Source organism: Aeromonas sp. 600886, from assembly GCF_049174935.1.
GTDB classification, from domain to species: Bacteria; Pseudomonadota; Gammaproteobacteria; order Enterobacterales; family Aeromonadaceae; genus Aeromonas; species Aeromonas veronii_A.
Window position 1 is genome coordinate 33,769 of the sequence record NZ_JAAKUB010000013.1, and the last position, 26,078, is coordinate 59,846.

Here is a 26,078-nt window from a genome sequence, read left to right on the forward strand (position 1 = left end):
CACACAGGGCCCAACTACTTGCTGGCGACCCGATCTCATTTGACTGTCATCAAGCTGTCATCCCCCGATCACCTGACCGTCACACTTCGCCCGCAAACTGGTATATACCAAATCAGTAGCGAGTCGAACCATGACCCAGCCCTATCTGGACATTCAACATCTCAACAAGCAGTTCGGTGCTTTTCAGGCCCTTAAAGAAATCTCTCTGACCATTGAGCCGGGGGAGTTTATCTGCTTTCTCGGCCCCTCCGGCTGCGGCAAAACCACCCTGCTCAGAGCCATCGCCGGGCTGGATCTGCCGGACAACGGCGAGATCTGGCAAGGGGGGCGCAATATCTCCCGCCTGCCGCCCCAGGAGCGCGATTTTGGCATCGTGTTTCAGTCCTATGCCCTCTTCCCCAACCTGACGGTGGCCCAGAACATCGCCTTCGGCCTTGAGAATCAGGGGTTGGCGCGGGATCTCATCAAGGAGCGGGTGGACCACTGGCTGGGGCTGGTGGATCTCACTGCCCAGTCCCACAAATACCCGAGCCAGATCTCCGGCGGCCAGCAGCAGCGGGTGGCGCTGGCCCGGGCGCTCGCCCTTTCCCCCGGTCTGTTGTTGCTGGACGAACCGCTCAGCGCACTGGATGCGCTGGTGCGCACCCATCTTCGCAGCGAGATCCGCGCCCTGCAGCAGCGCCTTGGCATCACCACCATCATGGTGACCCACGATCAGGAAGAGGCGCTGACCATGGCCGATCGCATCGTGGTGATGGAGGGTGGCCGTATCGTGCAGGTGGGCACCCCGCAGGAGATCTACCACCAGCCTGCCAGCCGTTTCGTGGCAAGCTTTGTCGGTACCATGAACTTCCTCGACACCCTGGTGCTGAGCCCCACTCAGGTGCGCCTTAACGAGCAGCCACTGCAACTCGCCAACCGGGCCGCAGCCGGCAGCAAATTGCAGGTGGCGATCCGCCCCGAGGCGATCACCCTGAGTGCGCCGAGCGAGCTGTCTCTTGGGCAACATGGCGTTGAAGCAACCATCGATCAGGTTGAGTTTCTCGGCGCCGCCCAACGCCTTATCTGCACAGCCGACACCTATCTGGGCCCGCAGCAAATTCTGGTGGAGCGCCCGACCCACGAGCTGCCCCGCCACGAACAGGGTGGCTGGCGCAGCGGCATGCGCTGCTCGCTGCACTGGCCTGCCGGGGCGATGCAGCTGTTTGAAGGAGAGCGCCCATGACTGCCCCCCTTGCGACCTCCTCCCTGCTGCCGCCAGCGACAGCCCGGCAAGAAGGCCGCTGGCAGCGGCTCTGTCGCGGCTGGAGCCGGGATCAGCTGCTGCAACTGTTCCTGCTTGCACTCGGTATCGCCCTGCTCACCGGCGGTCTGCTGCTGCCGCTGCTCACCATGTTGCAAAAGAGCCTGCAAGATGAGAACGGCATCTGGGTGGGCCTTGCCAACTTCAGCGCCTACTTCGACTCCCCTCATCTGGGGCGCACCATCGGCAACACCCTCTGGCTCGGGGTGCTGATCACCGCGCTGGTGGTGACCATCGCCTTTGGTTACGCCTATGCCCTCACCCGCACCTGCATGCCGGGCAAGCCCCTGTTTCGCCTCATTGGCCTTATTCCGCTGTTGATGCCCTCCCTGCTGCCCGCCATCAGTCTGGTCTACTGGTTTGGCAATCAGGGGATCGCCAAGGGGCTGCTCGGCGGCGAGAGCATCTACGGCCCTATCGGCATCGTCATTGGTCTGGGCTTCTGGTGCTTCCCCCACGCCCTGATGATCCTTATCACGGCGCTCGGCCAAAGCGATGCCCGCCTCTATGAAGCCTCCCGGGTGCTCGGCAGCAGCGGCTGGCGCACCTTTGTCACCGTCACCCTGCCTACCGCCCGTTATGGCCTGCTCAGCGCCGCCATCGCCGTCTTCACCCTCACCATCTGCGACTTCGGGGTGGCCAAGGTGATTGGCGGCCAGTACAGCGTGCTGGCCACCGACATCTACCGGCAGGTGATCGGAATGCAGAACTTCTCGCTGGGCGCCGTTGCCAGCGTCACCCTGCTGCTGCCGGCACTGTTGAGCTTTGCCCTGGAGCACAGGGTGCGCAGCAAGATGCAGGAGCAGAGCAGCACCAAGGCGGTGCCCTATCAACCCAAACCCCATCAGCTGCGGGATCTGCTGGCGCTCGGCTGGTGCACGCTCTGGGCCCTGCTGTTTCTGGCACTGGTGGGGATGGCGGTTTACGGCTCGCTGGTACAGTTCTGGCCCTACAACCTCACTCTGACGCTGGATCACTACGCCTTTGACAGCAATAGCGTCTATGGCTGGCAGCCCTTTACCAACACCTTGCAGCTGGGCCTCTATAGCGCGCTTATCGGTACCGTGCTGGTGATGGTGCTGGCCTGGGCGCAGGAGAAGGGGCGCCACTTCGCGCCGCTGCGCCAGTTGTTGCATCTGCTTGCCATGCTGTCGCTGGCGGTGCCCGGCATGGTGCTGGGGCTGGGTTACATCTTCTTTTTCAACGGCAATCCGCTCTTTGGCGGCCTCTACGGCACCCTGCCACTAATGGTGCTCTCCTGCGTCATCCACTACTACACGGTGGGCCATATGACGGCGCTGACCAGCCTCAAGCAACTGCCCAAGGAGCTGGAGCTGGTGGCCATCTCATTGCGTATTCCGCTCTGGAAGGCGTTCTGGCGAGTCACCCTGCCCGCCTCCCTGCCAGCGCTCTTGGAGATCTTTATCTATCTGTTCGTCAACGCCATGACCACCACCTCGGCGGTGATCTTCCTCTATTCGAGCGACAGCGTGCTCGCCTCCATCGCCGTGCTCAACATGGAGGATTCCGGCGATACCGCCGCGGCTGCCGCCATGGCCACCCTGATCCTGCTGGCCGCCGCCACCGTCAAGCTGCTCCAGCTCTTTTTGAGCCGCGCCCTGCTGGATCGCACCCAGCGCTGGCGCCACCAATAACCTTATCGAGGAGTCATCATGTCCACTCTCCCCTTCTGGCTGGCCGAAGCGCTCGCCGCCGAACAACCCGCACCGCCCACGCCCCTAGTCGGCCACCACGAGGCCGATGTCTGCATCGTCGGTGGCGGCTTTACCGGGCTGTGGAGCGCCATCGCCCTTAAACAGGCCGAGCCCCACCTGCACGTCATAGTGCTGGAGAAAGATCGCTGCGGCAGCGGTGCCTCCGGGCGCAACGGCGGCTGCCTGCTCACCTGGTCGGCCAAATACCTGACGTTAAAGCGCCTCTTTGGCGAAGAGCAGGCCGCCTGGCTGGTACAAAGATCCGAGCAGGCGGTGCACGAGATCGCCCGCTTCTGCGAAACGCACAACATAGAGGCACAGCTGAGGGTCGAGGGCACCTGCTACACCGCCACCAGCGAGGCGCAGCGCGGCCTGATGGAGCCGGTATTACGGGAGCTACAGCGAGCCGACCTTAACCAGTGGCAGGCGATTGCAGAGGGTGAACTGGCGAGCCAGAGCGGCTCCCACGTTCATCTGGAGGGGCTCTACAGCCCGCACGCCGGTTCGGTGCAACCGGCGCTGTTGGTGCGCGGCCTGCTGCGGGTGGCGCGGGAGCTGGGGGTCGAGGTCTATGAGCACTCCCCCATGCAGCGCCTTGAGGCGGGCCAGCCTGCACGGGTGCAAACGCCGCAGGGTGAGGTGCGTGCCCGCAAGGTGGTGCTGGCCCTCAACAGCGCCATGGCGCAGCACTTTCGCGAGTTTCGCCGCAGTATCGTGCTGGTCTCCTCCGATATGGTGATAACCGACCCCGCGCCGGATGCACTGGCCGCCCAGCAGCTTGCGCACGGCCGCAGCGTGGTGGATGGCCGCACCTTTGTCCACTACTACCGCTCGACCCCGCAAGGACGACTGATGCTGGGCAAGGGGGGCAACACCTTCGCCTTTGCCAACCGCCATCTGGCCGAGTTCGATGCCCCTAGCCGTTATCTTGCCCCCCTCACCCGCACCCTGCGCCGCTTCTTTCCGGCGCTCAAAGAGGTGCCCATCGCCGCCAGCTGGTGCGGCGCCTCCGACCGCTCGGTGGATGGCCTCCCCTTCTTCGGCCACTGGCGAGGGCAGCCCAATATTGTCTATGGCCTCGGTTACTCCGGCAACGGGGCGGCGCAAAGCTGGATCGGCGGCCAGATCCTGGCGGCCCTAGTGAGAGACGAGGTGCGGGAGGAGGATAAACCCTGGCGTGAATGCGCGCTGGTCAGCGGCCCGCGTGGCTACTTCCCGCCAGAGCCATTCCGCTGGCTGGGGGCAATGGCGGTACGCAATGCCATCCGTCGCAAAGAGCGGGCGGAAGACGAAAACCGCCCGGTGGCCTGGTATGACAAACAGCTGGCCAAACTTGCCGATGCGGCGGGCAAGGCGGATAAATAATCGCGCTGACTTCGCTCTTGCACGGTTCAGCCACGTCTGGCTACAACAAGCAAAGCGCCGACCCGCACACCTTGCGGCGCCTGTTATGGCGCCGCCTTTGCCTGTACTTCCGTGCCCATAAGCAGGTCTGGCCTTGCCTGCCACACCCGTGCCGGGTCGGACTCGGCAATAGCGGCGGCGATCAGCTGCTCGCTCCAGCGACGATGCAGCAACCACATCCTCTGGCCCGCCTCCCCATCACCACGGGTGCACTGCTTGGTCACATCGGCGGTGCGATAGAAGTAGCGCACCAGACTCGTGAGCTCGGCCTCCGGCCAGCGACAGCCAAAGTCGCGCAGCAGGGATGACCAGAAGTCAATCTGGCGCCGCTCGTGCTCCTGCTCGACCACGTGCAGTTCGGGGATGAGATCCATGGCGTGCCACAAGGCACCATAGCCGACAAAGCGACGATCAAGCTCTTCAAGCGCCAGATCCAGCAGCACCAGCACGTGCGGCCAACTGGTCGCCTGGGTTCGGATCTGCTCTTGCGCCTCACAGACAGCTGCCAGCCACCCCATAGCGAGACGGCAAATGATCGCCTCCTTGTTGGGATAGAGGTGGTAGAGCGATTTGATCCCGACACCGGCCCGATCAGCAATGGCATTGGTGTTGAGGGCGGCAAAACCTCGCTCCTGCAGCAACAGCAGGGTGGCCTGTTCAATGCGACTTGCCACCTCCTGACTGCGCTGCTGCCGGGGCTGACGCCGCATATGCAGGGCGGCAGGCACTCGTTGTTCTGACATCTTCTCTCCTTCGAACCACTGTGCGTCCCCTCTTTGCCTAGGTCACGACCGGTAGTGGCTCATTGACATCCATGAGACAAGGTAAACAAAAAGTTAAATAAATGCAGTAATTACTGGATTTTTTCAGAATAGCTGCAATAAACATATCTGCTCATATCTGCAGTAATTACTGCATTTAACTCAAGGAGAGCAGTGCAATGGATAGCAAACAGACCTCAACCCGATTTGGCATAACCCTCCTGTTGACCGCAGGCCTGCTCGGTGGCTGCCGAAGTGACACCAATGATACGAATGGGGCAACGACCCTCTATCTCAATGGCAAGATCCACACCCAGGATGGGCAACGTCAGGTGGCCGAGGCCATGATGATCCGCGACGGCCAGTTTATCTATGTGGGCAACCGGGAGGGGGCCGAAGCGCTCAAGCGCCCCACCACCCGAGTGGTGGACCTGCAAGGGCGTATGGTGCTGCCCGGCCTGCACGACAACCATATCCACTTGCTCGGTACGGTAGCACTGGACATGTGCGATCTCGATGGCAAACCCGTCACTCTGGATCAGCTGGCCGCCAAGATCAGCACATGTCTGCCCCGCTATGCGGCCAAACCGGGGGAGTGGCTGGTAGTCAACCAGTGGTCTCCCTACGAGGGCAATACGGCAACCGCCAGCCATGCCACCCTGCTGGCAGCCCTCGATGCCGCCGCCCCCGACAATCCGGTGGTGCTGGCCGGGGTCGATGGCCATGCCAGTGCCTACAACTCCCGCGCCCTTGCCATGGCGCAGGATAACGACGGCAACACAATCGGCTTCAATGGAACTACGCTGGCCCCCGGCGGGGTCTTCGAGCCCTTTATCCCCTATGTCGACCTGACCAGCGGAGTGGTGCGTGACACGGCCCGCAGCGCCATTCCAGTGCCCGATAGCGGCGTTCTGAGCGCCAGTGATGAGCAGGCAGCCAGCCAATACGACCAGATCCTGCCCGCCATTGCCGAGCTGATGGCCTCTCGCGGTATCACCAGCATTCAGGATGCCTGCGCCACCGACTTTATCCGCCAGCGACTACTCACCATGCAGTCACGGGACCTGCTGCATATGCGTGTCACGGCCGCCACCTGCTTTAGCGATGATGATTATCAGGGCAAACTCGATATAGAGGGGCATCTTGCCAAGGCCAGCCAGGTGAGAGAATCCTTTGCCAACAACCCGCTGATCAAGGCCGATGCGGTCAAGATCTTCCTCGACGGTGTGCTGGAAGGGGATCCCTTCACAACCCCCCCCTTCCTGCCCAATGCCGGCATGCTGGCAAACTACCACACCCCCCATCTGGCCAGAGACCCGGCTACCGATGAAGTGACCATCACAGCCGACAGCGAGGAGTCCGGCAACAACGGGATCGTCAACTACCGGGAGGCCGACCTCACCCGCTATATAGGGGCGCTGGACAAGGCAGGCTTCAGCATCCATATGCACAGCATCGGTGATCGCACCACCCGCACGGCGCTGGATGCCCTCACCGCCGCCCGCGCCAGCAACGGTGATAGCGGCATTCCCCACACCCTGGCCCACCTGCAGGTGGTCCATCCCGATGATCAAAAACGGCTCGGCGAGCTTGGGCTCTACCTCACCTTTACCTATGCCTGGACCTCCCCCCAACTGGCCTACGACATGCTGGTTGCCTCCTTTATCCAGCCGACCCGGGTGGGCCAATCCCTGAGCGATGCCCTCTATGATCCCCTCGGCTATCTGCACGGAGCCCTCTACCCGGTCGAGAGTTCGCGCAAGGCGGGCGCCATACTGGTCGCTGGCAGCGATGCCCCGGTCGACAGCCGGGATCCCCGCCCCTTCGAAAATATGGCGACCGGGATCATCAAGGCTCCCCAAAGCGGCGATGATTATCGCGCCAGCCAGCGCATCACCCTTGACGAAATGCTGGCGGCCTACACAATCAATGGCGCCCGCGCGGTGCGCCAGCAGGCTATCAGCGGCTCGATCGAGGCGGGCAAATCGGCCGACTTTATCGTGCTGGATCGGGATCTCTACCAGCTGGTCGCCGCCGGCAAGCCGGAGCAGATCGCCGATACCCAGGTAGTCCAGACCGTCTTTCGCGGGCAAACCATCTTTAACCAGTAGGACTCTGGTAGTAAGACAAGTCATCAGCTGCGAACAGAATGATAATACCGACCCAAGGGTCGGTATTTTTATTGCGGAGTTTTTTCTTAAGAAGACTCCTAATATTGAGAGGTTCAACACTGGCAGTCCAAAATGCTTGTGGCATACTACATGACCCCAAGCGTCTGGATATGTTTTACTGCTCGCATTGAGGGCTAAGTGCTGTAATGGAGTCACAGCGCATAAAATAATTAAATAGCACGGAGGCCTTTATGAAAGATAAAGAAAAAATAGCCGTATTTATTGATGCTGATAATGCACCCGCAGGTAAAATAGACATAGTTCTTTCAGAATTAGCTAGATACGGCGTTGTAAATATTAGAAAAGCATATGGTAACTGGAAAAACCCTAATCTTAAACCATGGGAAGATGTCCTACACGACTATGCCATACAACCAGTACAACAATTTGATTTAACAAAGGGTAAAAATGCGACAGACATGGCATTAGTCATTGATGTAATGGACGTAATATATACAAAGGATATTGACATAATATGCCTTGTATCATCGGATTGTGATTTTACACCTTTAGTTACCAGAACACTTGCTGATGGGAAATTTGTCATCGGATTTGGAGAACGGAAAGCACCATTACCATTCGTTAATAGTTGTTCTCGATTTCTATATCTGGATGCCGAGCCAGTGCTGGAGCTACCCATTCAAAAACAAAGTAAAAACATAAAGGGTGACACAAAACTCATCAATTTACTCCGGCAGGCAATAGATGCTATTGGCGAAGATGATGGCTGGGCTATGCTTGGTGAGATTGGCAACCACATTTCAAACCATGCTTCATTTGATCAACGAAACTACGGATTTAGAAAGCTGAGCGATCTATTCCAGTCCATCGATCTCTTCGAGATGAAAAAAACAAATGGTTCAGTTATTTGGGTTAGAGACAAAAGAAAAGCAAAACAACTGAATAAGTCCACTCCACCCTTACAATCCGTAGCAAGTAAAAACTAATCATAAGTCTCTAGGGTCGAAGAACGACACGAATCCTGACATACGAAAATATACTCCCTAATAAAAACAGTTAATACGTTAGTGTCATCGTTAGGGAGTTATGTGAAGTGATAACAGAAAGCCATTGTCTTGTTAAATAGGTTTATGATTAATGACAACATCCTTATTTTTTTAAATGATTAACGTGAAAGCACCAACCCCAAAAAAGTCTAGCGCTAGAATAAGATATAATAATTCCGAACACGGCAATGCCCACCAGCTCCTGACAATACCCCATCAACTGTATATAGTTTGCAAATTTCCAGAGAAGACCACCCGTTCTCCTACTAAATGTCACTATTTCACATGTGTCAGCCAAAACAATATTGGTGCCGATAAGCAAAAATCCAGCGCCGACAAAAAAGACAAGCAGCACATGACCAACCACAAGTAACTGGGCGCGCTTATCTCCATCAGAAAAAATAAAATCCAAACCAGAACATAAGCAAAGATTACGGGATCAGTTTAAACGCAATGTCACCAATACTTTGGTAGATGAAGAATTATCAAAAATTGCTGCGTTGCCAACCACAACAAGCATCATGATAAACAGCAGAAAAAACCACCTCATTGTTTCCTCCAAGCACCGAGAGCGCGGCCATAAAAATGTTAGCACCTCATCGCCTCAACTTGTGACGTCAAATATCAAGTGCGCATTATTGCGCCAACAAAAGCGGAATAAATAAGGATGTGGTTAAGCCGTAAAACAGATTTATAGGCATATTTATGTGATGGCATGCCATACCATAATGGTCGTTTCCCAGTGACCGTGGGTTGATTTATGTATTGCGTTGAAGCCTTGCTCACGATAGAAGCCAACATTATGTGTTTCACACTGCAAGTAGAGTGTCGCAACACCACGGGAAACAGCCATATTCCTGGCAACATTCATCAATTTTTTAGCGATACCTTTTCTGCGGTGTACTGCTGAAACATAGATACCACTAATCCAGAACTCATATTCAGGGTGATTTTTATTTTCCTGAATTTTAATCTCCAATGTTCCAACCAGTTCTCTATCGTCATGCGCCACCAAGCTAAATGGGATATCTCTATTTAAAGCTGTGACTTCAACCTTTTTACGTACCATCTCTTTCGTAACGCCGGGCACATGAGAGGCCCATTCATCGAAATACCAGCCGACTATTGTCGATATATGATGCGGATGATCTGCAAGCAATGAAATTTCCATATATCCTTTTTCCCAAGGCAAAACATATTCTTTAATTCGCGAGAATAGATAATGATGTCCTATTATTAGGCATAAAAAGCCGCCCATCGGGCGGCACTTTTATTAGAGATAACGGGCTAACAGGAATTACCAGCCGGTCACTTCGCGCAGGGCCTTGCCGATATCGGCCAAGGAGCGGACGGTTTTCACGCCAGCATCTTCCAGCGCGGCAAACTTCTCGGCGGCAGTACCCTTGCCACCGGAGATGATGGCGCCAGCGTGGCCCATCCGCTTGCCGGGAGGGGCAGTAACACCGGCGATATAGGAGACCACCGGCTTGGTGACGTGGGCCTTGATATAGGCAGCCGCGTCCTCCTCGGCGTTGCCGCCGATCTCGCCGATCATCACGATCGCTTCGGTCTGCGGGTCGTTCTGGAACATCTCCAGAATGTCGATAAAGTTGGAACCCGGGATGGGGTCGCCACCGATACCGACGCAGGTGGACTGGCCAAAGCCCTCGTCAGTGGTCTGCTTGACCGCTTCGTAGGTCAGGGTGCCGGAGCGGGAGACGATACCCACCTTGCCCGGCTTGTGAATGTGGCCCGGCATGATGCCGATCTTGCACTCACCCGGAGTGATCACACCTGGGCAGTTGGGGCCGATCATCCGCACGCCGGTCTCTTGCAGCTTCACTTTGACGTCCAGCATATCCAGCGTCGGGATGCCTTCGGTGATGGTGACGATGAGCTTGATGCCCGCGTCGATCGCTTCTAGGATCGCGTCCTTGCAGAAAGGTGCCGGCACATAGATGACGGAGGCAGTAGCGCCGGTCGCTTCGACCGCGTCACGGACGGTGTTGAACACCGGCAGGCCCAGATGGGTGGTGCCGCCCTTACCCGGAGAGACGCCGCCCACCAGCTGGGTACCATAGGAGAGCGCCTGCTCGGAGTGGAAAGTACCCTGACCGCCGGTAAAGCCCTGGCAGATGACTCGGGTGTCCTTGTTGATCAGTACGCTCATCAGTTGGCCTCCGCTGCTTTGACGACTTGCTGCGCGGCATCGGTCAGACTCTTGGCCGCAATGATGTTGAGGCCGCTCTCGGCCAGCTTGATACCACCCAGCTCGGCGTTGTTGCCTTCCAGACGGACCACGACGGGCACCTTGACCCCCACTTCCTTGACCGCACCTATGATGCCTTCCGCGATCATGTCGCAGCGCACGATGCCGCCAAAGATGTTGACCAGCACCGCTTTGACGTTGCTGTCGGAGAGGATGATCTTGAACGCCTCGGTTACCCGTTCCTTGGTGGCGCCGCCGCCGACGTCAAGGAAGTTGGCCGGCTTGCCGCCGTGCAGGTTGACGATGTCCATGGTGCCCATGGCCAGACCCGCGCCGTTGACCATGCAGCCGATGTTGCCATCGAGGGCCACATAGTTGAGCTCCCACTGGGCGGCGTGCGCTTCGCGGGGGTCATCTTGTGACGGGTCGTGCATCTCGCGCAGCTTGGGCTGACGATACAGTGCGTTGGCGTCGATGTTGATCTTGCCATCCAGGCAGTGCAGGTTGCCCTGCGCGGTGATCACCAGCGGGTTGATCTCCAGCAGCGCGAAATCGCAATCCAGGAACATCTGGCCCAGACCCATGAAGATCTTGGTGAACTGTTTGATCTGATCGCCGACCAGACCCAGTTTGAAGGCCAGTTCGCGGGCCTGATAAGCCTGCGGACCCACCAGCGGATCGATGGCCGCCTTGTGGATCAGATGGGGGGTTTCGTGGGCAATCTTCTCGATATCCACGCCACCTTCAGTCGAGGCCATGAAGACCACGCGGCGCGAACCACGGTCAACCACGGCGCCCAGGTAGAGCTCTTTGGCGATGTCGGTGCAAGATTCCACCAGGATCTTGGTGACCGGCTGGCCGTTGGCATCGGTCTGGTAGGTCACCAGATTTTTGCCAAGCCAGTTCTGGGCAAAAGCACGGATCTCGTCCTTGCTCTTGGCCACTTTCACGCCGCCCGCTTTACCGCGGCCACCGGCGTGTACCTGGCATTTGACGACCCAGGTATTGCCGCCAATCTTGTCGGCCGCTTCGGCCGCTTCTTGTGGGGTAGCACAGGCATAACCTTCGGAGACCGGCAGGCCATACTCGGCAAACAGCTGTTTTGCCTGATATTCATGCAGATTCATAGATGCTCTATCCGTGTTGTAGGTATTTCCGTCCGGGGCTGGTGTTTCTCAATCCCCTGTGAAGGGGGCCTGGGCGGCCCCTCGTTATCTTTCAATCGCTCGGGTATTACTCAAACGTCCAGCAGCACATCCGGCTCGGGGCGCAAACCCCTTGCCCGGGTGCCACAGGCTTAGACGTCCAGCAACAGACGGGTCGGGTCTTCCAGCAGCTCCTTGACGGAGACCAGGAAGCCTACCGATTCGCGTCCGTCGATGAGACGGTGATCGTAGGAGAGCGCCAGATACATCATCGGCAGGATCTCGACCTTGCCGTCAACGGCCATCGGGCGATCCTGGATCTTGTGCATGCCCAGAATGGCGCTCTGGGGCGGGTTGATGATCGGGGTGGACATCAGGGAGCCGAACACGCCACCGTTGGTGATGGTGAAGTTGCCGCCAGTCAGTTCATCCACGGTCAGCTTGCCGTCACGGCCCTTGCCCGCCAGATCCTTGATGGCCTTCTCAATGTCCGCCAGGCTCATGTTGTCGCAGTCGCGCAGCACCGGCGTCACCAGACCACGGGGGGTAGAGACGGCGATGCTGACGTCGAAGTAGTTGTGATAAACCACGTCATCACCATCGAGCGCCGCGTTCACTTCCGGATAGCGCTTGAGGGACTCCACCACCGCCTTCACGTAGAAGGACATAAAGCCGAGCTTGATGCCGTGCTTCTTCTCGAAGATCTCGCCGTACTGCTTGCGCAGATCCATGATGGGCTTCATGTTGACCTCGTTGAAGGTGGTCAGCATGGCGGTGGTGTTTTTCGCTTCCAGCAGACGCTCGGCGATGCGCTTACGCAGACGGGTCATCGGTACCCGCTTCTCGCTGCGACCGGCCAGTGCGGCAACCGGAGCGACCGGAGCCGCAGCAACGGGAGCGGCGGCTGCAGGCTTGCTCAGGGCCTTGATGTAGGCTTCCACATCATCCTTGGTGATGCGACCGCCCTTGCCGGTGCCGGTCAGCTTGGCCACGTCGATGTCGTGCTCGCCAATCAGACGACGCACCGAGGGACTCAGGCCATCGGCGCCATCATCGGCCACCGCTTCGGCCGGCTTCTCCTTGGTCTCTTCACCGGCTACGGCAGCCGCCTTGATGGTGGCAATCAGCTGGCGGGAGAGGACGGTCGCCCCCTCTGCCTGCAGGATGTCGCCCAGCACGCCAGCTTGCGGTGCCGGTACTTCCAGCACCACCTTGTCGGTCTCGATGTCGACCAGCACTTCATCACGGGCAACCAGATCACCCGGCTTCTTGTGCCAGGTGGCAATGGTGGCATCCGCCACTGATTCCGGCAGATCCGGTACCTTGATCTCGATAGTCATCTAATCAGTTCCTTGTTACTTCTTGTTCAGGGCTTAGGCCAGAGTAAGGGCATCTTCCACCAAGGCTTTCTGCTGCTTGGCATGGACGGACATGTAACCAACCGCCGGTGAGGCGGACGCCGGACGACCGGCATAACGCAGGGTGGCTCCGGTCGGCAGCACGTCATCGTAGTTGTGACGGGTGCAGTACCAGGCGCCCTGGTTTTGCGGCTCTTCCTGACACCAGACAAAATCGGTGACGTGGCTGTAATCGTCCAGAATGGCGCGCACTTCCTCTTCCGGGAAGGGGTAGAGCTGTTCGATACGCACGATCGCCACATCCTTCTGCTCCGCCTTGCGACGGGCTTCGAGCAGGTCGTAGTAGACCTTGCCGGAACAGAAGACCACCCGCTTGACCGCTTTCGGATCCAGCGCGTCGATCTCGCCAATGGCGTTCTGGAAGGTGCCTTCCGCCAGCTCTTCGAGCTTGCTCACCGCCAGCGGGTGGCGCAGCAGGGATTTGGGCGTCATGACGATCAGCGGACGGCGCATCGGACGTACCACCTGACGACGCAGCATATGGAACACCTGCGCCGGGGTTGAGGGCACGCACACCTGCATGTTGTGCTGGGCGCACATCTGCAGATAACGCTCCAGACGGGCGGAGGAGTGCTCCGGGCCCTGCCCCTCGTAACCGTGCGGCAGCAACATGGTCAGGCCGCACATCCGGCCCCACTTCTGCTCACCGGAGGAGAGGAACTGATCCACCACTACCTGGGCACAGTTGGCGAAATCGCCGAACTGGGCTTCCCATATGGTGAGGCCAGCCGGCTCGGCGCTGGCGTAACCATATTCAAAGGCCAGTACCGCGTTCTCGGTCAGCACAGAGTCATACACCTCGAACGGGCCCTGCTCGTCGTGCAGGTTGCACAGCGGGGTGTAGGTGCTGGCATCGGTCTGGCTGTGCAGCACGGCGTGGCGGTGGAAGAAGGTGCCACGGCCGGAGTCTTCACCGGTAAAGCGGATGCGGGAACCCTTGTCCACCAGAGTGGCGTAGGCCAGGGTCTCGGCAAAGCCCCAATCCACCAGCTTCTCGCCCGCTGCCATCAGACGGCGGTCTTCGTAAATCTTCTCGACCTGACGCTGCAGCACGTGGGTTGCCGGATACTGGCTCACCCGCTCGCCGAGGCTCTTGAGGTGATCCATCGGCACGGCACTCTCATAGGCCATGTTCCAGTCGTGGCCCAGATACGGCGTCCAGTCGACGGAGTGTAGCTCCATCGGCCGCCACTCCTTGCTCACCCGCTCACCGCGATCCAGCGCTTCACGATACTCGTTGACCAGTTCGGTCGCCCGCTCCTGAGCGAGGCTCCCCTCGGCCACCAGCTGATCGGCGTAGATCTTGCGCGGGGTCGGGTGCTGCTTGATCTTCTGGTACATCAAAGGCTGGGTCGCGCTCGGCTCATCCGCTTCGTTGTGGCCGTGACGACGGTAGCAGACCAGCTCGATCACCACGTCGCGTTTGAAGGTATTGCGGTAATCCAGCGCAATCTGGGTCACCAGCACCACGGCTTCCGGATCATCCCCGTTGACATGCAGCACCGGCGCCTGCACCGCCTTGGCGATGTCGGTGCAATATTCGGTGGAGCGCAGGTCACGGATATAGGAGGTGGTGAAACCAACCTGGTTGTTGATGACGATGCGCACCGTCCCGCCGACACCATAGGCGCGGGTCTGGGACATGTTGAAGGTCTCGGCCACCACGCCCTGACCGGCCATGGCCGAGTCACCGTGAATGGTGATGGGCAACACGCTGGAGCCATCCTTGTCACCGCGACGATCCATACGGGCACGGACCGAGCCGATGACCACAGGGTTGACGATTTCGAGGTGAGAGGGGTTGAAGGCGAGCGCCAGGTGGACGTTGCCGCCCGGGGTGGCGAAGTCGGAAGAGAAGCCCATGTGGTACTTCACATCACCGGTACCCCAGGATTCGCCGTGCTTGCCGGCAAACTCGTCGAACAGATCCTGCGCACGTTTACCGAGCACGTTGATCAGCACGTTGAGACGACCGCGGTGTGCCATACCGATAACGGCCTCTTTGCAGCCCTGCTCACCGGCGCGACGGATCAGCTCCTTGAGCATGGGGATCATGGCGTCGCCACCTTCCAGCGAGAAGCGCTTGGCTCCCGGGAACTTGGCGCCCAGATATTTCTCCAGCCCTTCGGCGGCGGTCAGGCTCTCGAGGAAACGGGTCTTCTCTTCGAGGGTGTAGCTCCCCTTCCCTTCAATGGATTCGAGACGCTGTTGCAGCCAGCGCTTCTCTTCCGTGGAGGTAAGGTGCATGTAGTCGGCGCCTATGCTGCCGCAATAGGTCTTCTTCAGCGAGGCGTAGAGGTCGGAGAGCACCATGGTCTCGCGACCGATGGCGTAGGAGCCCACATTGAAGGTGGCCTCCATATCTGCGCCCTGCAGGTTGTGGAACGCAGGATCCAGTTCGGCAACGGTTTCACGCTGCCACAGGCCCAGCGGGTCCAGATTGGCATTCTGGTGACCACGGAAACGGAAGGCGTTGATCAGCTGCAATACCCGCACCTGCTTGGCATCCACTTGCGGATCGGAGACGGGGGCACTGTAGCGAGAGGGATCCTTGGCCAGACGACGGAAATAATCGCGGACCTGGGAGTGGGGTTGTTCAACCGCATGGCCATTGACCTGGGGCAGCTCGCTAAACAGGCTGCGCCACTCGTCGGACACGGAGTCAGGATTTTCCAGGAAGGATTCGTACAAATCCTCGATATAGCTTGCATTCGCACCAGCCAGGTGAGATGACTCCAACCAGGCCTTCATCACGCCGTTATGCATTTCTATCCCTTGTACTTCTTGTTACTGCTGCGCAGCTTGTAGGGGTCAAATAGCCATCCTGCCACGGGTGGGATGGCTATCCAGAGGTCGGGCCAGCACGTGGCCGGCCCTGATACTAAACAGCCCGATTGAGCAACATCGACTTGATCTGACCAATCGCCTTGGTCGGGTTCAAGCCTTTCGGACAGACGTTCACGCAGTTCATGATGCCATGACAGCGGAACACGCTGAATGCGTCGTCCAGATTCCCCAGTCGTTCGGTGGTCGCGGTGTCGCGGCTGTCAGCCAGCCAGCGGTAGGCGGCGAGCAGCCCGGCCGGACCGATGAACTTGTCGGGATTCCACCAGAAGGAGGGGCACGAAGTGGAGCAGCAGGCACAGAGAATGCACTCGTACAGGCCGTCAAGCTTGGCGCGCTCTTCGGGGGATTGCAGGTGCTCACGCACCGGCGGCAACTTGTCATCATTGATGAGGAAGGGTTTGACCTTCTCCCACTGGGTGTAGAACTGGGTCATGTCGATCACCAGATCACGGATCACCGGCAGGCCGGGCAAGGGGCGGATAACGACCTTGTTGCCCTTCTTCAGCAAATCGGAGAGCGGGGTGATGCAGGCAAGACCGTTCTTGCCATTCATGTTGAGACCGTCAGATCCACAAACCCCTTCGCGGCAGGAGCGGCGGAAGGCGAGCGTGGGATCCAGCTCTTTCAACTGGATCAGTGCATCGAGCACCATCATGTCGGAACCTTCAGGAATATCAAGATGATAATCCTTCATATGGGGGACGTTATCAACATCCGGATTGTATCTGTAGACAGAGAATGTGACGTTCATAGGGCTGGCTCCGCAATCAGTAAGTCCGAACCTTGGGCGGGAACGCCTCACGGGTCTTGGGTGACATGTTGACAGCACGACGGGTCATGGACTCGGTGTCCGGATGATAGAGGCTGTGGCACAGCCAGTTCTCATCGTCGCGATCCGGGAAGTCGAAGCGGCAGTGAGCACCGCGACTCTCGGTACGGAAGTTGGCGGCAACCGCCGTGGCAAACGCCGTCTCCATCAGGTTGTCCAGCTCCAGGCACTCGATGCGCTGGGTGTTGAACTCTTTGGAGGTGTCATCCAGACGGGCTGACTTGAGGCGCTCGCGGATAACCTTGAGCTCGGCCAGCCCCTCTGCCATCGCAGCCCCTTCGCGGAACACGGAGAAGTTGTTCTGCATGCAGCGCTGCAGGTCTTTGCGGATCTGCACCGGGTCTTCCCCGTCACGGCAATTTTCCCAGCGGTTGAAGCGGGCCAGTGCGGCATCCAGATCCGACTCAGAGGCATCGCGACCATGTTCCATCTCGCCCAGAGTGTTGACCAGATGCATGCCGGCCGCGCGGCCGAACACCACCAGATCCAGCAGGGAGTTGCCACCCAGACGGTTGGCGCCGTGCACCGAGACGCAGGCAATCTCGCCCACCGCAAACAGACCGACCACCGGCACATCGTTGCCGTTCTTGTCCTGGGTCAGGCACTGGCCATTCACGTTGGTCGGCACGCCACCCATCATGTAGTGGCAGGTCGGGATGATCGGGATCGGCTCTTTGACCGGATCCACGTGGGCGAAGGTGCGAGAGAGCTCGCAGATCCCCGGCAGACGGGATTCCAGCACCTCTTTGCCGAGGTGATCCAGCTTGAGCTTGATGTGCGGGCCCCAGGGACCGTCGCAGCCACGGCCTTCACGGATCTCGATCATGATGGAGCGGGCCACCACGTCGCGGCCGGCCAAGTCCTTGGCGTTCGGGGCGTAACGCTCCATGAAGCGCTCGCCATCTTTATTGAGCAGATAGCCGCCTTCACCACGGCAGCCTTCGGTTACCAGCACCCCTGCCCCGGCGATACCGGTCGGGTGGAACTGCCACATCTCCATGTCCTGCACGCCGACGCCGGCACGCAGCGCCATGCCGACGCCGTCACCTGTGTTGATGTGGGCATTGGTGGTGGACTGGTAGATACGACCGGCACCGCCAGTCGCCAGCACGGTGGCCTTGGCCTTGAAGTAGACCACTTCACCGCTCTCCATATCGATGGCGGTACAACCCACCACGTGGCCATCCTGGTTTTTCACCAGATCCAGCGCATACCACTCGGAGAAGACGGTGGTCTTGTTCTTGACGTTCTGCTGATAGAGGGTGTGCAGCAGGGCGTGACCGGTACGGTCGGCGGCCGCTGCGGTACGAGCAGCCTGCTCGCCACCGAAATTCTTGGACTGACCACCAAACGGACGCTGGTAGACAGACCCGTTATCGAAACGGGAGAAGGGCAAGCCCATGTTCTCCAGCTCATAGATAGCCTCGGGACCGGTTTTGCACATGTATTCAATGGCTTCCTGATCACCGATGTAATCGGAACCTTTTACCGTGTCATACATGTGCCACTGCCAGTTGTCGTCGTGGGCATTGCCCAGCGCAACCGTGATCCCGCCCTGAGCGGAAACAGTGTGAGAACGGGTTGGAAAAACCTTGGACAACAGAGCGCAGCTCTTGCCGGACTGGGCAATCTGCAGCGCGGCGCGCATACCGGCACCACCGGCACCAATCACCACAGCATCAAATTCACGAGTTGGAATAGTCACCTTACACACCCCACAGCACGACGAAACCCGTCATCAGATAGACAAACAGCACCACGACCAGGGCAAATTGCAGCGCCCCGCGCAGCCCTACCGGCTTGATATAGTCGGTCAACACCTGCCACAGACCGATCCAGGCATGGATCAGTACGCAGAGCAGGGCCAACAGGGTGAATACCTTGGTGAAGGTATTGGCGAAGAAACCTGTCCACACCTCGTAGGTGATGTCGTTGAACGCGACAAAACTCACCAGATAGAGGACATAGCAGGTCATGATGAGGGCGGTGGCGCGGATCAGGATGTAATCGTGAACGCCGCTGCGCCCGAAAGTTGCAGAATTGGTTACCATACAAGCACTCCCGCTAATACAGCCAGGATCGCGGTGATCACGAAGGCCACACGGGCACTCTGATTACCGGATTCCAGCTCTTCCCAATAGCCCATGTCCATGACCAGATGACGCAAACCGCCCACAATGTGGTAAGCCAGCGCAGTCAGGATCCCCCACAATACGAATTTGACCAGGAAGTTGTCCATGATGGACACCACGGTCTCAAATCCTTCGGGAGAGGCGAGTGAAGTGCCAAGCATCCACAGCAAGATGCCCAGTGCAACAAAGGTAATAACCCCTGAAACACGGTGCAGGATGGATGCAATGGCAGTGACAGGAAAGCTGATCGTTTGTAGGTCGAGGTTGACCGGTCTCTGTTTGTTTTTCACGCTTGCCCACTCAGCTCTATTGAGCACGTTAGTTATTGTTTTAACTCACACTTGAGGGCACGGGATGGTGATTGTTGGCTATTTGTTACCAAAACACTCTGAAAAAGCCAAAACGCGAATTTTTGGTTTCACATCAGGCTTTGCCAAAGCGTTTCAAACACCAGCAGCCATGACCCACGTGGCGCAGTATATCGACGGCCTTAACCGAAGACAATCAAACAGCTACAAAGAAAACACAAAACCGCAAACTTGATCGCATATTTAATTTAACATTCCGTTAATGCCTTTAATGCCGCCCCAGCAAAATTGACATTGATAGGGAACTCTGTTTCAAATAGGGCGCTCCAGCCACCTCGGTATGGGTAACAACCTTTGCCAGCGTCATAAAAGTCGTAATAGAGTAGGACTGGAACCAAATTATAAAGAGCAAAGGAGACGTGCTATGGCTGATAAGATAGCCACCCTACACCTGCCCGGGAAAGATCCGGTTGAACTGCCGATCCTCTCTGGAACCGTTGGACCGGATGTTGTCGATGTTAGAAAGCTGGGTGGGCAAGGGTATTTCACCTTTGACCCGGGCTTTATGGCGACCGGTTCTTGCAAATCTGCCATCACCTACATTGACGGGGATCAGGGTGTCTTGCTGCACCGTGGCTACCCCATCGCCCAGTTGGCCAAAGAGTCCAACTACCTCGAAGTCTGCTATATCCTGCTCTACGGCGAGGCGCCCACCAAGGCACAGTTTGCCGATTTCCAGCGTACCGTGACCCGCCATACCATGGTGCACGAGCAGATCGCCTTCTTCTTCCGCGGCTTCCGTCGTGACTCCCACCCCATGGCCATCATGTGTGGTGTGGTGGGCGCACTCTCTGCCTTCTATCACGACGCCTTGGACATCAACAACGAACAGCACCGCGAGATCTGCGCCTTCCGCCTCATCTCCAAGATGCCGACCCTGGCGGCCATGTGTTACAAGTACTCCATCGGCCAGCCGTTCATGCATCCGCGCAACGCCCTCTCCTATGCAGGCAACTTCCTGCATATGATGTTTGCGGTACCGACCGAGGAGTACAAGGTCAATCCGGTGGTCGAACGCGCCATGGACCGCATCTTTACCCTCCATGCGGATCACGAGCAGAATGCCTCTACCTCAACCGTCCGTCTGGCTGGCTCCTCCGGTGCCAACCCGTTTGCCTGTATCGCCGCAGGTATCGCCTCCCTGTGGGGTCCGGCCCATGGTGGTGCCAACGAAGCCTGCCTGCGCATGCTGGAGGAAGTAGGCTCGGTGGATCGCATCCCCGAGTACATCGCCAAGGCCAAGGACAAGAACGATCCGTTCCGTCTGATGGGCTTCGGTCACCGTGTCTACAAGAACCATGACCCTCGTGCCACCGTGATGCGCGAAACCTGCCACGAAGTACTGACCGAGCTGCAGATCAAGGATCCGCTGCTGGACGTGGCCATGGAGCTGGAGCGCATCGCGCTCTCCGACCCCTACTTCATCGAGAAGAAACTCTACCCGAACGTGGACTTCTACTCCGGTATCATCATGAAGGCGATCGGTATCCCGATGAACATGTTCACCGTGATCTTCGCCATCTCCCGTACCATCGGCTGGATTGCCCACTGGAACGAGTTCCACTCCGATCCGGATAGCAAGATCGGCCGCCCGCGCCAGCTCTACGTGGGCCACCCGCAACGGGACTTCACGCCGCTTGATCAACGCTAATGAACTGAATCAACATGGTTTGTTACAAAGGCGGTCATTGACCGCCTTTTTGTTTGCCGCTTTAATGCCCTTTTAAGCTCAAGGAGCCCTTATGAAACCTCTGCTTGCCAGCGCCGTCCTGCTGCTCACCGCCTGTCAGGGCACCACGGTCCAACAGGGTGAGACCCTCTATATCAACAGCCAGCTGGTCGATTGCGTCGGGGTTGGCCCGATCCAGTGCATGCAGGTTCGCAGCGACGAGCAGCAGCCCTGGACGCTGTTCTACCAGCAGATAGAGGGCTTCCAGTTCGAGCCGGGCTACCGGTATCAGCTCACAGTCAGCAAGGAGCAGCTCACCGATGTACCAGCCGATGCCCCCTCCCTGCGCTATCAGCTGATCAAGGTGGTGAACAAGGTCGCCAGCAAGTAACAAACACTATCAAAAAACGGGGGATGGCTGATGCCATCCCCCGTTGGTTTATGGGTACTGCGCCTCATCAGGCACGATCAGGTCGGCGCCAGCGCCATATGTAGCAGCGGATAGGGCTTGCCCTGACCATCCAGCGGCGAGCGACCCGTCACGGTGAATCCCATCTTCAGATAGAAGCCCACCGCCTGTTCGTTCTGCTCGTTGACGTCAACCAGCGTCGCGCCGCACTGGCTGATGGCATGTGCCACCAGCAAACGCCCCACGCCACTGCCGCGCACCGCCGGTGCCACAAACAGCATCTCTATCTTGCCATCGCATAGCCCGCAAAAACCGGCAATACGCCCCTCTTCTGTGCGGGCACAGTGCAGTGTCACCGCATCGAAGTAGTGCTCCAGAATAAGCGGCTTGAGCGCGAGGATCTCGGCCTCGGGCAGGAAGTGGTGGGACGCCCGCACCGAGGCCTCCCACAGCGCGATCAGGGCCGGATAATCGGCCCGCGTTGCAGTATCAATCTTCATCAATGACTCTTTGTTGCAGCCCGCAGGATGACTGTGGCCTCCCCGCGAGCCAACCTGATTAGCGCGCCTGTACCGCTTGCAGCAGCACCGACATATCAGCATCAAAGTGGCGGCTGCGGATCGCTTCGCGAATATCCGCTTCGCTATAACGGCTGCCCGGGTAGACCACCACGCAGGAGGTGTCGCCCGGTTTGAGGAAGTGGGTCTCGCCAAACGGGGTATAGCGGGTGGCACCGATACTGATGAGCGCATGGGGAGGATGTCCCGCCTGCGCCAGCAGTCCCTGAATGTGCTCCGCCGGCCCCTCATCCTGCTGATGATTGAACTTGTCGATGGCCCAGTCGAGCAGCTTGCCGTGGAAGTAGCTGTAGTCGATGGCGGCGCTGTCTACCCCGTAAGCGTGCAGCTCGCCATCGCGCTCCAGATAGCAAGCGATGCGATAGTCATCGAGCTCGCAACCGGCGGCAAAACCGGAAAGCGGCAGCAGCTTGGCCGCCAACCCCTTGCTCTCTTCGCCCCAGTTCTTCTTCTCGCTGATCTTCTTGGCATTGGGACGACGGATGGAGCAGTCGTTATAGGCGCCAAAGGCACGGGGATGGATCGCTACCACCTGCTTGCCGGCATACTCCAGCTCGCACCAGAGGGCCACTTCCGGCTCGATCTGCACCTTCTCGTCACCACTGACCGCCGCCTCCGGCAGGAAGATAGCCTTGTCGCTCAACGGGAATACCCCGAGCTGACCCGGATGGCCCGGCACGAAAAAGGGGAACAGCGCCTTGGGCGCCGTGGTATCCCGCACGACTACCGCCACGAAATCCGACGCTTCACCCGCCTGCTCCAGATGACCGGCGAAATTCCCCGCGACCCCGAGTCCGATAAATTTGCTCTCTGCTGCTATCTGCATCTTGCTCACCTGCATCTTGACCACGCAAGGTAGCAGGCCCGTCGCCCACTACCGCTAAAGTGGCAAGATTAAACCACAAGGGCCCCGCCTTCGCCCAGTCCGGCCCTGTCGTGGTGTGCGCCAGTCCACTTTTTTAGGGACGAGAAGGCTGTGGTGAAACAGCCATTGCGTACTCTTCCAGCTACGCTGGTCACCACGCAGGAAACAGTGCGTTTCCTGCCTCTCCCCTCTTTCTCCTTGGGACTCAACCTCATCTTTGTTAGGCTGCCTGCATGCAAAACAACGGTGCGCTTGAGTGCGCCACTGCTCATCACGGTAACCCCACTGGAGAGAAAACGGATGATCGACAAACTAGCCTGGCTCACCTTTAAAGATCGGCAACTGCTCTGCGCCCGCTCCCACGGCAAAGCCATCTACTACATCCCCGGCGGCAAGCGGGAACCGGGTGAGAGCGACGAGGCGGCGCTGATCCGCGAGATTGAGGAGGAGCTGGCTGTCACCCTGCAGCCCGATACCCTGCGCTTTGCCTGCGAGTTCAGCGCCCAGGCCGATGGCAAACCGGCAGGAGTCGAGGTGCGACTGCGCTGCTACACCGGCGAAGCGAGCGGCACCCCAATCGCCTCGGCCGAAATTGCCGAGCTGCGCTGGCTCGATAGCTCTCACCTCGATGAGCTCTCCCCCGTCTCTCGTCTGCTTTTTGCCTGGCTGGTTGAGCAGGGGTTGATCCGCTGACCCCATAGCCGGGAGCGATACAAACAAAAAAGAGGTGAGCCAATGGCTCACCTCTTTTGCTTCAGACATGGCAGCAATCAGGGCAGTATCACCGCTCGCACCTCCACCTTCGGCGAATCAAACGCATCTTGCGCGGCGATCAGTTGCAGCTCGTAAGCCTGCTGGCGCCAGGTCTCCTGCAGCACCGCATCCACCGAGGCGTTGGTGCGCTCGAACGCGCTGACCGCATCGTGACCGGCCAGCAAATTGGCCAGCATCAGGGCGCTGATAAGATCGCCAACCCCCACCGGCTGGCGGGCAAAGTCATAAAGCGGACGGGCAATCAGGTAATCCCCTTGCGGGGTGGCCAGCAGCATCTCGAAGCGGCTGGAGTCCTGCGCCGCACGACCGAGATGCTTGACCAGCACCAGCTTGACGCCGCGGGCCAGCAGCTGATGGGCAGCCGCGCGGGTCTGATCCAGATCAGCCAGATGGGTATCACAGAGGGTCTCCAGCTCCAGCAGGTTGGGGGCCATCATGTCGGCCACCGGCAGCGCCTGCTCGGTCAGGAAACGGGTGACGCCGGGAGCAACGATACACCCCTTCTCCGGGTGCCCCATCACGGGGTCGCAGAAGTAGATGGCATCGGGGTTGGCCGCCTTGACGGCGTTGACCACGGTCAGGATCTCGTCCCCCTGTTCGGCGGAGCCAAGGTAACCGCTCAGCACGGCGTCACACTGGCTCAACACCTCGATATTGCCCAATCCTTTCACCAGCGCACTGATATGACCCGCCGGCATCGCCATCCCCTGCCACCCCTGGGCATATTGGGTGTGGTTGGAAAACTGCACCGTGTTGATGGGCCATACATCCATACCGAGGCGGCGCATGGGGAAGACGGCCGCGCTGTTGCCGGCACAACCAAAGACCACGTGGGACTGAATAGAGAGAACGGATTTCATCGGGAATACCACAGCAAAGGATCAGCAAGGTGGGCAATATATCGGATGAAGATAACGATGCGCCACCTTGGCGCGGGATGAACAGGCAATTTCCTGACTAAAGACAGGTTTTTTGCGCCATTTGGCCCGCATCGACAGGATGAGCGGCGCCATGATGTGCCGCGTCCCCGTCGTCACATGCCGTTGTGCTCAACGCCATGGGCAAAGTGATAGACCCATCCCTCATCACACGGCATGTCACTGGGTGGCGAAATCAGCTCAGGCAATACCGTAACCTTGCCACCAGCGGCATATTGCAGCGCCATCAGGGCGCAGAGCGCCGCATCGTAGCGATCCGTATCCGGCACCACATCGGCAGGCAGCAGCGCCGCCAGCTCGGGTCTGGCAGGGGATGCCTTGCCGCCCACTTTGGTCAATGCCGGATAGACCTCCAGCACGGCACGACTGGCCTTCGGGGCAACGGTCGGCACCAGTTGCAGATCCGAGAGTCGCGGCAGCATGGAGAGCGCCAGGGTGGCGTTGTTGCCGAGCCGGTCGAAGGTAGCCGAGAGCGGCTTCTTGCCGTACTGCTGATACAGCCAGCGCTCGCAGTCGCGGTAGGCGTAGGGGTTGTCTATCTCCCGTTCGGGCACGGCGCAGCTATGTGGTTGGCCGTTGAGCAGATCCCGCAAGGCGCGGGGAAAAGCGAGCGGCGCATCGATACCGAGCGCCAGTTGCGGGCAGGCTTCTACCTGCATCAGGGTCAACTCATTTTGCAGGGCGGGACGCAGCAGAGCGGCCAGATCCGGCGCCACCCGCGAGCTCAGACGAAACAGCGGCGACACCCCGAGCCAGTGCAGGCGGTTGGATTCGGCCTGCCAGCCCACCACGGCCACCGCCTGGGCACTGCCCTGCCAGCCACGCACATCCCAGCCGATCCCGATTGCACTCATTTGCCCTGCCGTCATCAATTACCTCTGTTCGCCTGTCACAAGTTGCAAGAGACACAGGGTAATCAGCAGAGGCCCTTAACGCAAAGCGAACCGCCCACTCAGAACGATTTCTGGAAGTTCACCAGCGGCAGAATGGGGAACACACCGTTGGCGGCATAGTTGGCCAGCCCGATCTGCAAGCCGTCGAGGTGCTTGGTCGCATTGATAAAGCCAATCTGGAAGGTGGTACGCTCGGCATAGTTGACGAAGCCAACGTTGGCCAGCGCATTGCCCTTGGCAATATTGACCGCCCCCCAGTTGAGCCCCTGTACATTGTTGGTCAGGTTGACCAGCCCCAGATTGACGCCGGTATCCTGCCCTTCGTGCCAGTTGATGGCGTTGATGGCGACCCCGCCAAACTGGTGGCGCACCCGACCAGCCCCCAGGAATACCCCGAGCTGCAGGCCGCTGAACTGATCCACATCGGAGAGGGCGAAGATCGGCAGATCAATACCCTTCACCTGACCGGTCCGACCGTAGAGCAGCGAGGCGCGCGCTCCTTCCACCTGATGGGACGCGGGCAAATTGACCCCGGGCAGCGAGACCTGCACCGGAGTACTGGCCTGCGCAACACCGCACAGAGTAAGGGCGCTGCATGCCAGCAGCAGGCGGGAGAGTGTCATGGAAAGTTCCTTGGGCCATT

Annotated in this window: 25 protein-coding genes; 9 read left to right on the forward strand and 16 right to left on the reverse strand. The window is 58.9% G+C overall.

The window, feature by feature from the left end:
- The first annotated feature begins 130 nt into the window (after positions 1-130).
- Genes G5179_RS11685 through G5179_RS11695 form a run of 3 tightly spaced genes read left to right on the forward strand, consistent with a single transcriptional unit; the run spans position 131 to position 4,383 of the window.
- Positions 131-1,225, forward strand: a complete 1,095-nt coding sequence (locus G5179_RS11685) for a putative 2-aminoethylphosphonate ABC transporter ATP-binding protein (RefSeq protein WP_421258415.1) — start codon at positions 131-133, stop codon at positions 1,223-1,225.
- On the forward strand, positions 1,222-2,958 hold the full coding sequence (locus G5179_RS11690) for a putative 2-aminoethylphosphonate ABC transporter permease subunit (protein WP_421258416.1): 1,737 nt from the start codon (positions 1,222-1,224) through the stop codon (positions 2,956-2,958). The genes G5179_RS11685 and G5179_RS11690 overlap by 4 nt, the downstream gene beginning before the upstream one ends.
- A gap of 18 nt (positions 2,959-2,976) precedes the next feature.
- A complete protein-coding gene (locus tag G5179_RS11695; protein ID WP_421258417.1) occupies positions 2,977-4,383 on the forward strand; it encodes an FAD-dependent oxidoreductase in 1,407 nt (468 codons plus the stop codon).
- Between the two features lie 83 nt (positions 4,384-4,466).
- Here G5179_RS11695 and G5179_RS11700 read toward each other — a convergent pair whose 3' ends face one another.
- Positions 4,467-5,165: a TetR/AcrR family transcriptional regulator gene (locus tag G5179_RS11700; protein ID WP_421258418.1), complete on the reverse strand. Its 699-nt coding sequence runs from the start codon at positions 5,163-5,165 to the stop codon at positions 4,467-4,469.
- Between the two features lie 197 nt (positions 5,166-5,362).
- On the opposite strand from G5179_RS11700, the gene G5179_RS11705 reads away from it, so the two are divergent.
- On the forward strand, positions 5,363-7,294 hold the full coding sequence (locus G5179_RS11705) for an amidohydrolase (RefSeq protein WP_421258419.1): 1,932 nt from the start codon (positions 5,363-5,365) through the stop codon (positions 7,292-7,294).
- A 251-nt stretch (positions 7,295-7,545) separates the two neighbouring features.
- A complete protein-coding gene (locus tag G5179_RS11710; RefSeq protein WP_216953471.1) occupies positions 7,546-8,301 on the forward strand; it encodes an NYN domain-containing protein in 756 nt (251 codons plus the stop codon).
- Between the two features lie 163 nt (positions 8,302-8,464).
- Here the strand turns inward: G5179_RS11710 and G5179_RS11715 are convergent, their stop codons facing one another.
- The 10 genes from G5179_RS11715 to sdhC form a co-directional block, all read right to left on the reverse strand.
- Positions 8,465-8,773: a hypothetical protein gene (locus G5179_RS11715; protein WP_421258420.1), complete on the reverse strand. Its 309-nt coding sequence runs from the start codon at positions 8,771-8,773 to the stop codon at positions 8,465-8,467.
- Positions 8,774-9,064: 291 nt separating this feature from the next.
- Positions 9,065-9,532 (reverse strand): GNAT family N-acetyltransferase, encoded by a 468-nt coding sequence (locus G5179_RS11720; RefSeq protein WP_421258421.1) that lies wholly within the window; start codon positions 9,530-9,532, stop codon positions 9,065-9,067.
- Positions 9,533-9,658: 126 nt separating this feature from the next.
- A complete protein-coding gene (gene sucD, locus G5179_RS11725; protein WP_005333542.1) occupies positions 9,659-10,531 on the reverse strand; it encodes a succinate--CoA ligase subunit alpha in 873 nt (290 codons plus the stop codon).
- A complete protein-coding gene (sucC, locus tag G5179_RS11730; RefSeq protein ID WP_005361097.1) occupies positions 10,531-11,697 on the reverse strand; it encodes an ADP-forming succinate--CoA ligase subunit beta in 1,167 nt (388 codons plus the stop codon). Before sucC ends, sucD begins: the two co-directional genes overlap by 1 nt.
- Before the next feature lie 170 nt (positions 11,698-11,867).
- Complete coding sequence (gene odhB, locus G5179_RS11735; protein WP_041210302.1) at positions 11,868-13,055, reverse strand: 2-oxoglutarate dehydrogenase complex dihydrolipoyllysine-residue succinyltransferase; 1,188 nt, start codon at positions 13,053-13,055, stop codon at positions 11,868-11,870.
- 33 nt (positions 13,056-13,088) lie between these two features.
- The gene (gene sucA / locus G5179_RS11740) at positions 13,089-15,899 is read right to left on the reverse strand and encodes a 2-oxoglutarate dehydrogenase E1 component (protein WP_335819352.1); all 2,811 of its coding nucleotides are present in this window, start codon (positions 15,897-15,899) and stop codon (positions 13,089-13,091) included.
- Between the two features lie 115 nt (positions 15,900-16,014).
- Entirely contained in the window at positions 16,015-16,731 is a 717-nt protein-coding gene (locus G5179_RS11745; protein ID WP_421258422.1) for a succinate dehydrogenase iron-sulfur subunit, read from the reverse strand.
- Positions 16,732-16,747: 16 nt separating this feature from the next.
- Positions 16,748-18,514, reverse strand: coding sequence for a succinate dehydrogenase flavoprotein subunit (gene sdhA / locus G5179_RS11750; RefSeq protein WP_013723668.1), 1,767 nt, complete (start codon positions 18,512-18,514; stop codon positions 16,748-16,750).
- A gap of 1 nt (position 18,515) precedes the next feature.
- The gene (gene sdhD, locus G5179_RS11755; protein WP_216953466.1) at positions 18,516-18,860 is read right to left on the reverse strand and encodes a succinate dehydrogenase, hydrophobic membrane anchor protein; all 345 of its coding nucleotides are present in this window, start codon (positions 18,858-18,860) and stop codon (positions 18,516-18,518) included.
- Positions 18,854-19,231, reverse strand: coding sequence for a succinate dehydrogenase cytochrome b556 subunit (gene sdhC, locus G5179_RS11760; protein WP_005346101.1), 378 nt, complete (start codon positions 19,229-19,231; stop codon positions 18,854-18,856). The genes sdhD and sdhC overlap by 7 nt, the downstream gene beginning before the upstream one ends.
- 64 nt (positions 19,232-19,295) lie before the next feature.
- Here sdhC and G5179_RS11765 point away from each other — a divergent pair, with 64 nt between their 5' ends.
- From G5179_RS11765 to G5179_RS11775, 3 genes are all read left to right on the forward strand, one after another.
- Positions 19,296-19,484, forward strand: a complete 189-nt coding sequence (locus tag G5179_RS11765; protein WP_216953465.1) for a hypothetical protein — start codon at positions 19,296-19,298, stop codon at positions 19,482-19,484.
- Between the two features lie 189 nt (positions 19,485-19,673).
- On the forward strand, positions 19,674-20,960 hold the full coding sequence (locus G5179_RS11770) for a citrate synthase (protein WP_005346116.1): 1,287 nt from the start codon (positions 19,674-19,676) through the stop codon (positions 20,958-20,960).
- A 91-nt stretch (positions 20,961-21,051) separates the two neighbouring features.
- On the forward strand, positions 21,052-21,369 hold the full coding sequence (locus G5179_RS11775) for a DUF4377 domain-containing protein (protein WP_421258423.1): 318 nt from the start codon (positions 21,052-21,054) through the stop codon (positions 21,367-21,369).
- Positions 21,370-21,446: 77 nt separating this feature from the next.
- On the opposite strand, the gene G5179_RS11780 is transcribed toward G5179_RS11775, so the two are convergent.
- Positions 21,447-21,887: an acetyltransferase gene (locus tag G5179_RS11780; RefSeq protein ID WP_227342699.1), complete on the reverse strand. Its 441-nt coding sequence runs from the start codon at positions 21,885-21,887 to the stop codon at positions 21,447-21,449.
- Positions 21,888-21,945: 58 nt separating this feature from the next.
- Complete coding sequence (locus G5179_RS11785) at positions 21,946-22,791, reverse strand: DUF5718 family protein (protein WP_421258424.1); 846 nt, start codon at positions 22,789-22,791, stop codon at positions 21,946-21,948.
- Positions 22,792-23,130: 339 nt separating this feature from the next.
- Here G5179_RS11785 and G5179_RS11790 point away from each other — a divergent pair, with 339 nt between their 5' ends.
- Complete coding sequence (locus G5179_RS11790; RefSeq protein ID WP_216953461.1) at positions 23,131-23,523, forward strand: NUDIX hydrolase; 393 nt, start codon at positions 23,131-23,133, stop codon at positions 23,521-23,523.
- Between the two features lie 77 nt (positions 23,524-23,600).
- Here G5179_RS11790 and pdxY read toward each other — a convergent pair whose 3' ends face one another.
- From pdxY to G5179_RS11805, 3 genes are all read right to left on the reverse strand, one after another.
- On the reverse strand, positions 23,601-24,464 hold the full coding sequence (gene pdxY / locus G5179_RS11795; RefSeq protein WP_216953460.1) for a pyridoxal kinase PdxY: 864 nt from the start codon (positions 24,462-24,464) through the stop codon (positions 23,601-23,603).
- A gap of 173 nt (positions 24,465-24,637) precedes the next feature.
- Positions 24,638-25,411, reverse strand: a complete 774-nt coding sequence (locus G5179_RS11800; RefSeq protein ID WP_216978909.1) for a DUF429 domain-containing protein — start codon at positions 25,409-25,411, stop codon at positions 24,638-24,640.
- Between the two features lie 83 nt (positions 25,412-25,494).
- Positions 25,495-26,058, reverse strand: a complete 564-nt coding sequence (locus G5179_RS11805; protein WP_005352548.1) for a VC2662 family protein — start codon at positions 26,056-26,058, stop codon at positions 25,495-25,497.
- Positions 26,059-26,078: the final 20 nt, after the last annotated feature.

Excerpts from the sequence above, each read along its gene's own strand:
- G5179_RS11685 (WP_421258415.1), top strand. The coding sequence starts at position 131 with ATGACCCAGCCCTATCTGGACATTCAACATCTCAACAAGCAGTTCGGT.
- G5179_RS11690 (WP_421258416.1), top strand. The coding sequence starts at position 1,222 with ATGACTGCCCCCCTTGCGACCTCCTCCCTGCTGCCGCCAGCGACAGCC.
- G5179_RS11695 (WP_421258417.1), top strand. The coding sequence starts at position 2,977 with ATGTCCACTCTCCCCTTCTGGCTGGCCGAAGCGCTCGCCGCCGAACAA.
- G5179_RS11700 (WP_421258418.1), bottom strand. The coding sequence starts at position 5,165 with ATGTCAGAACAACGAGTGCCTGCCGCCCTGCATATGCGGCGTCAGCCC.
- G5179_RS11705 (WP_421258419.1), top strand. The coding sequence starts at position 5,363 with ATGGATAGCAAACAGACCTCAACCCGATTTGGCATAACCCTCCTGTTG.
- G5179_RS11710 (WP_216953471.1), top strand. The coding sequence starts at position 7,546 with ATGAAAGATAAAGAAAAAATAGCCGTATTTATTGATGCTGATAATGCA.
- G5179_RS11720 (WP_421258421.1), bottom strand. The coding sequence starts at position 9,532 with ATGGAAATTTCATTGCTTGCAGATCATCCGCATCATATATCGACAATA.
- sucD (WP_005333542.1), bottom strand. The coding sequence starts at position 10,531 with ATGAGCGTACTGATCAACAAGGACACCCGAGTCATCTGCCAGGGCTTT.
- sucC (WP_005361097.1), bottom strand. The coding sequence starts at position 11,697 with ATGAATCTGCATGAATATCAGGCAAAACAGCTGTTTGCCGAGTATGGC.
- odhB (WP_041210302.1), bottom strand. The coding sequence starts at position 13,055 with ATGACTATCGAGATCAAGGTACCGGATCTGCCGGAATCAGTGGCGGAT.
- sucA (WP_335819352.1), bottom strand. The coding sequence starts at position 15,899 with ATGCATAACGGCGTGATGAAGGCCTGGTTGGAGTCATCTCACCTGGCT.
- G5179_RS11745 (WP_421258422.1), bottom strand. The coding sequence starts at position 16,731 with ATGAACGTCACATTCTCTGTCTACAGATACAATCCGGATGTTGATAAC.
- sdhD (WP_216953466.1), bottom strand. The coding sequence starts at position 18,860 with ATGGTAACCAATTCTGCAACTTTCGGGCGCAGCGGCGTTCACGATTAC.
- G5179_RS11765 (WP_216953465.1), top strand. The coding sequence starts at position 19,296 with ATGGTGATTGTTGGCTATTTGTTACCAAAACACTCTGAAAAAGCCAAA.
- G5179_RS11770 (WP_005346116.1), top strand. The coding sequence starts at position 19,674 with ATGGCTGATAAGATAGCCACCCTACACCTGCCCGGGAAAGATCCGGTT.
- G5179_RS11775 (WP_421258423.1), top strand. The coding sequence starts at position 21,052 with ATGAAACCTCTGCTTGCCAGCGCCGTCCTGCTGCTCACCGCCTGTCAG.
- G5179_RS11780 (WP_227342699.1), bottom strand. The coding sequence starts at position 21,887 with ATGAAGATTGATACTGCAACGCGGGCCGATTATCCGGCCCTGATCGCG.
- G5179_RS11785 (WP_421258424.1), bottom strand. The coding sequence starts at position 22,791 with ATGCAGATAGCAGCAGAGAGCAAATTTATCGGACTCGGGGTCGCGGGG.
- G5179_RS11790 (WP_216953461.1), top strand. The coding sequence starts at position 23,131 with ATGATCGACAAACTAGCCTGGCTCACCTTTAAAGATCGGCAACTGCTC.
- pdxY (WP_216953460.1), bottom strand. The coding sequence starts at position 24,464 with ATGAAATCCGTTCTCTCTATTCAGTCCCACGTGGTCTTTGGTTGTGCC.
- G5179_RS11800 (WP_216978909.1), bottom strand. The coding sequence starts at position 25,411 with ATGACGGCAGGGCAAATGAGTGCAATCGGGATCGGCTGGGATGTGCGT.
- G5179_RS11805 (WP_005352548.1), bottom strand. The coding sequence starts at position 26,058 with ATGACACTCTCCCGCCTGCTGCTGGCATGCAGCGCCCTTACTCTGTGC.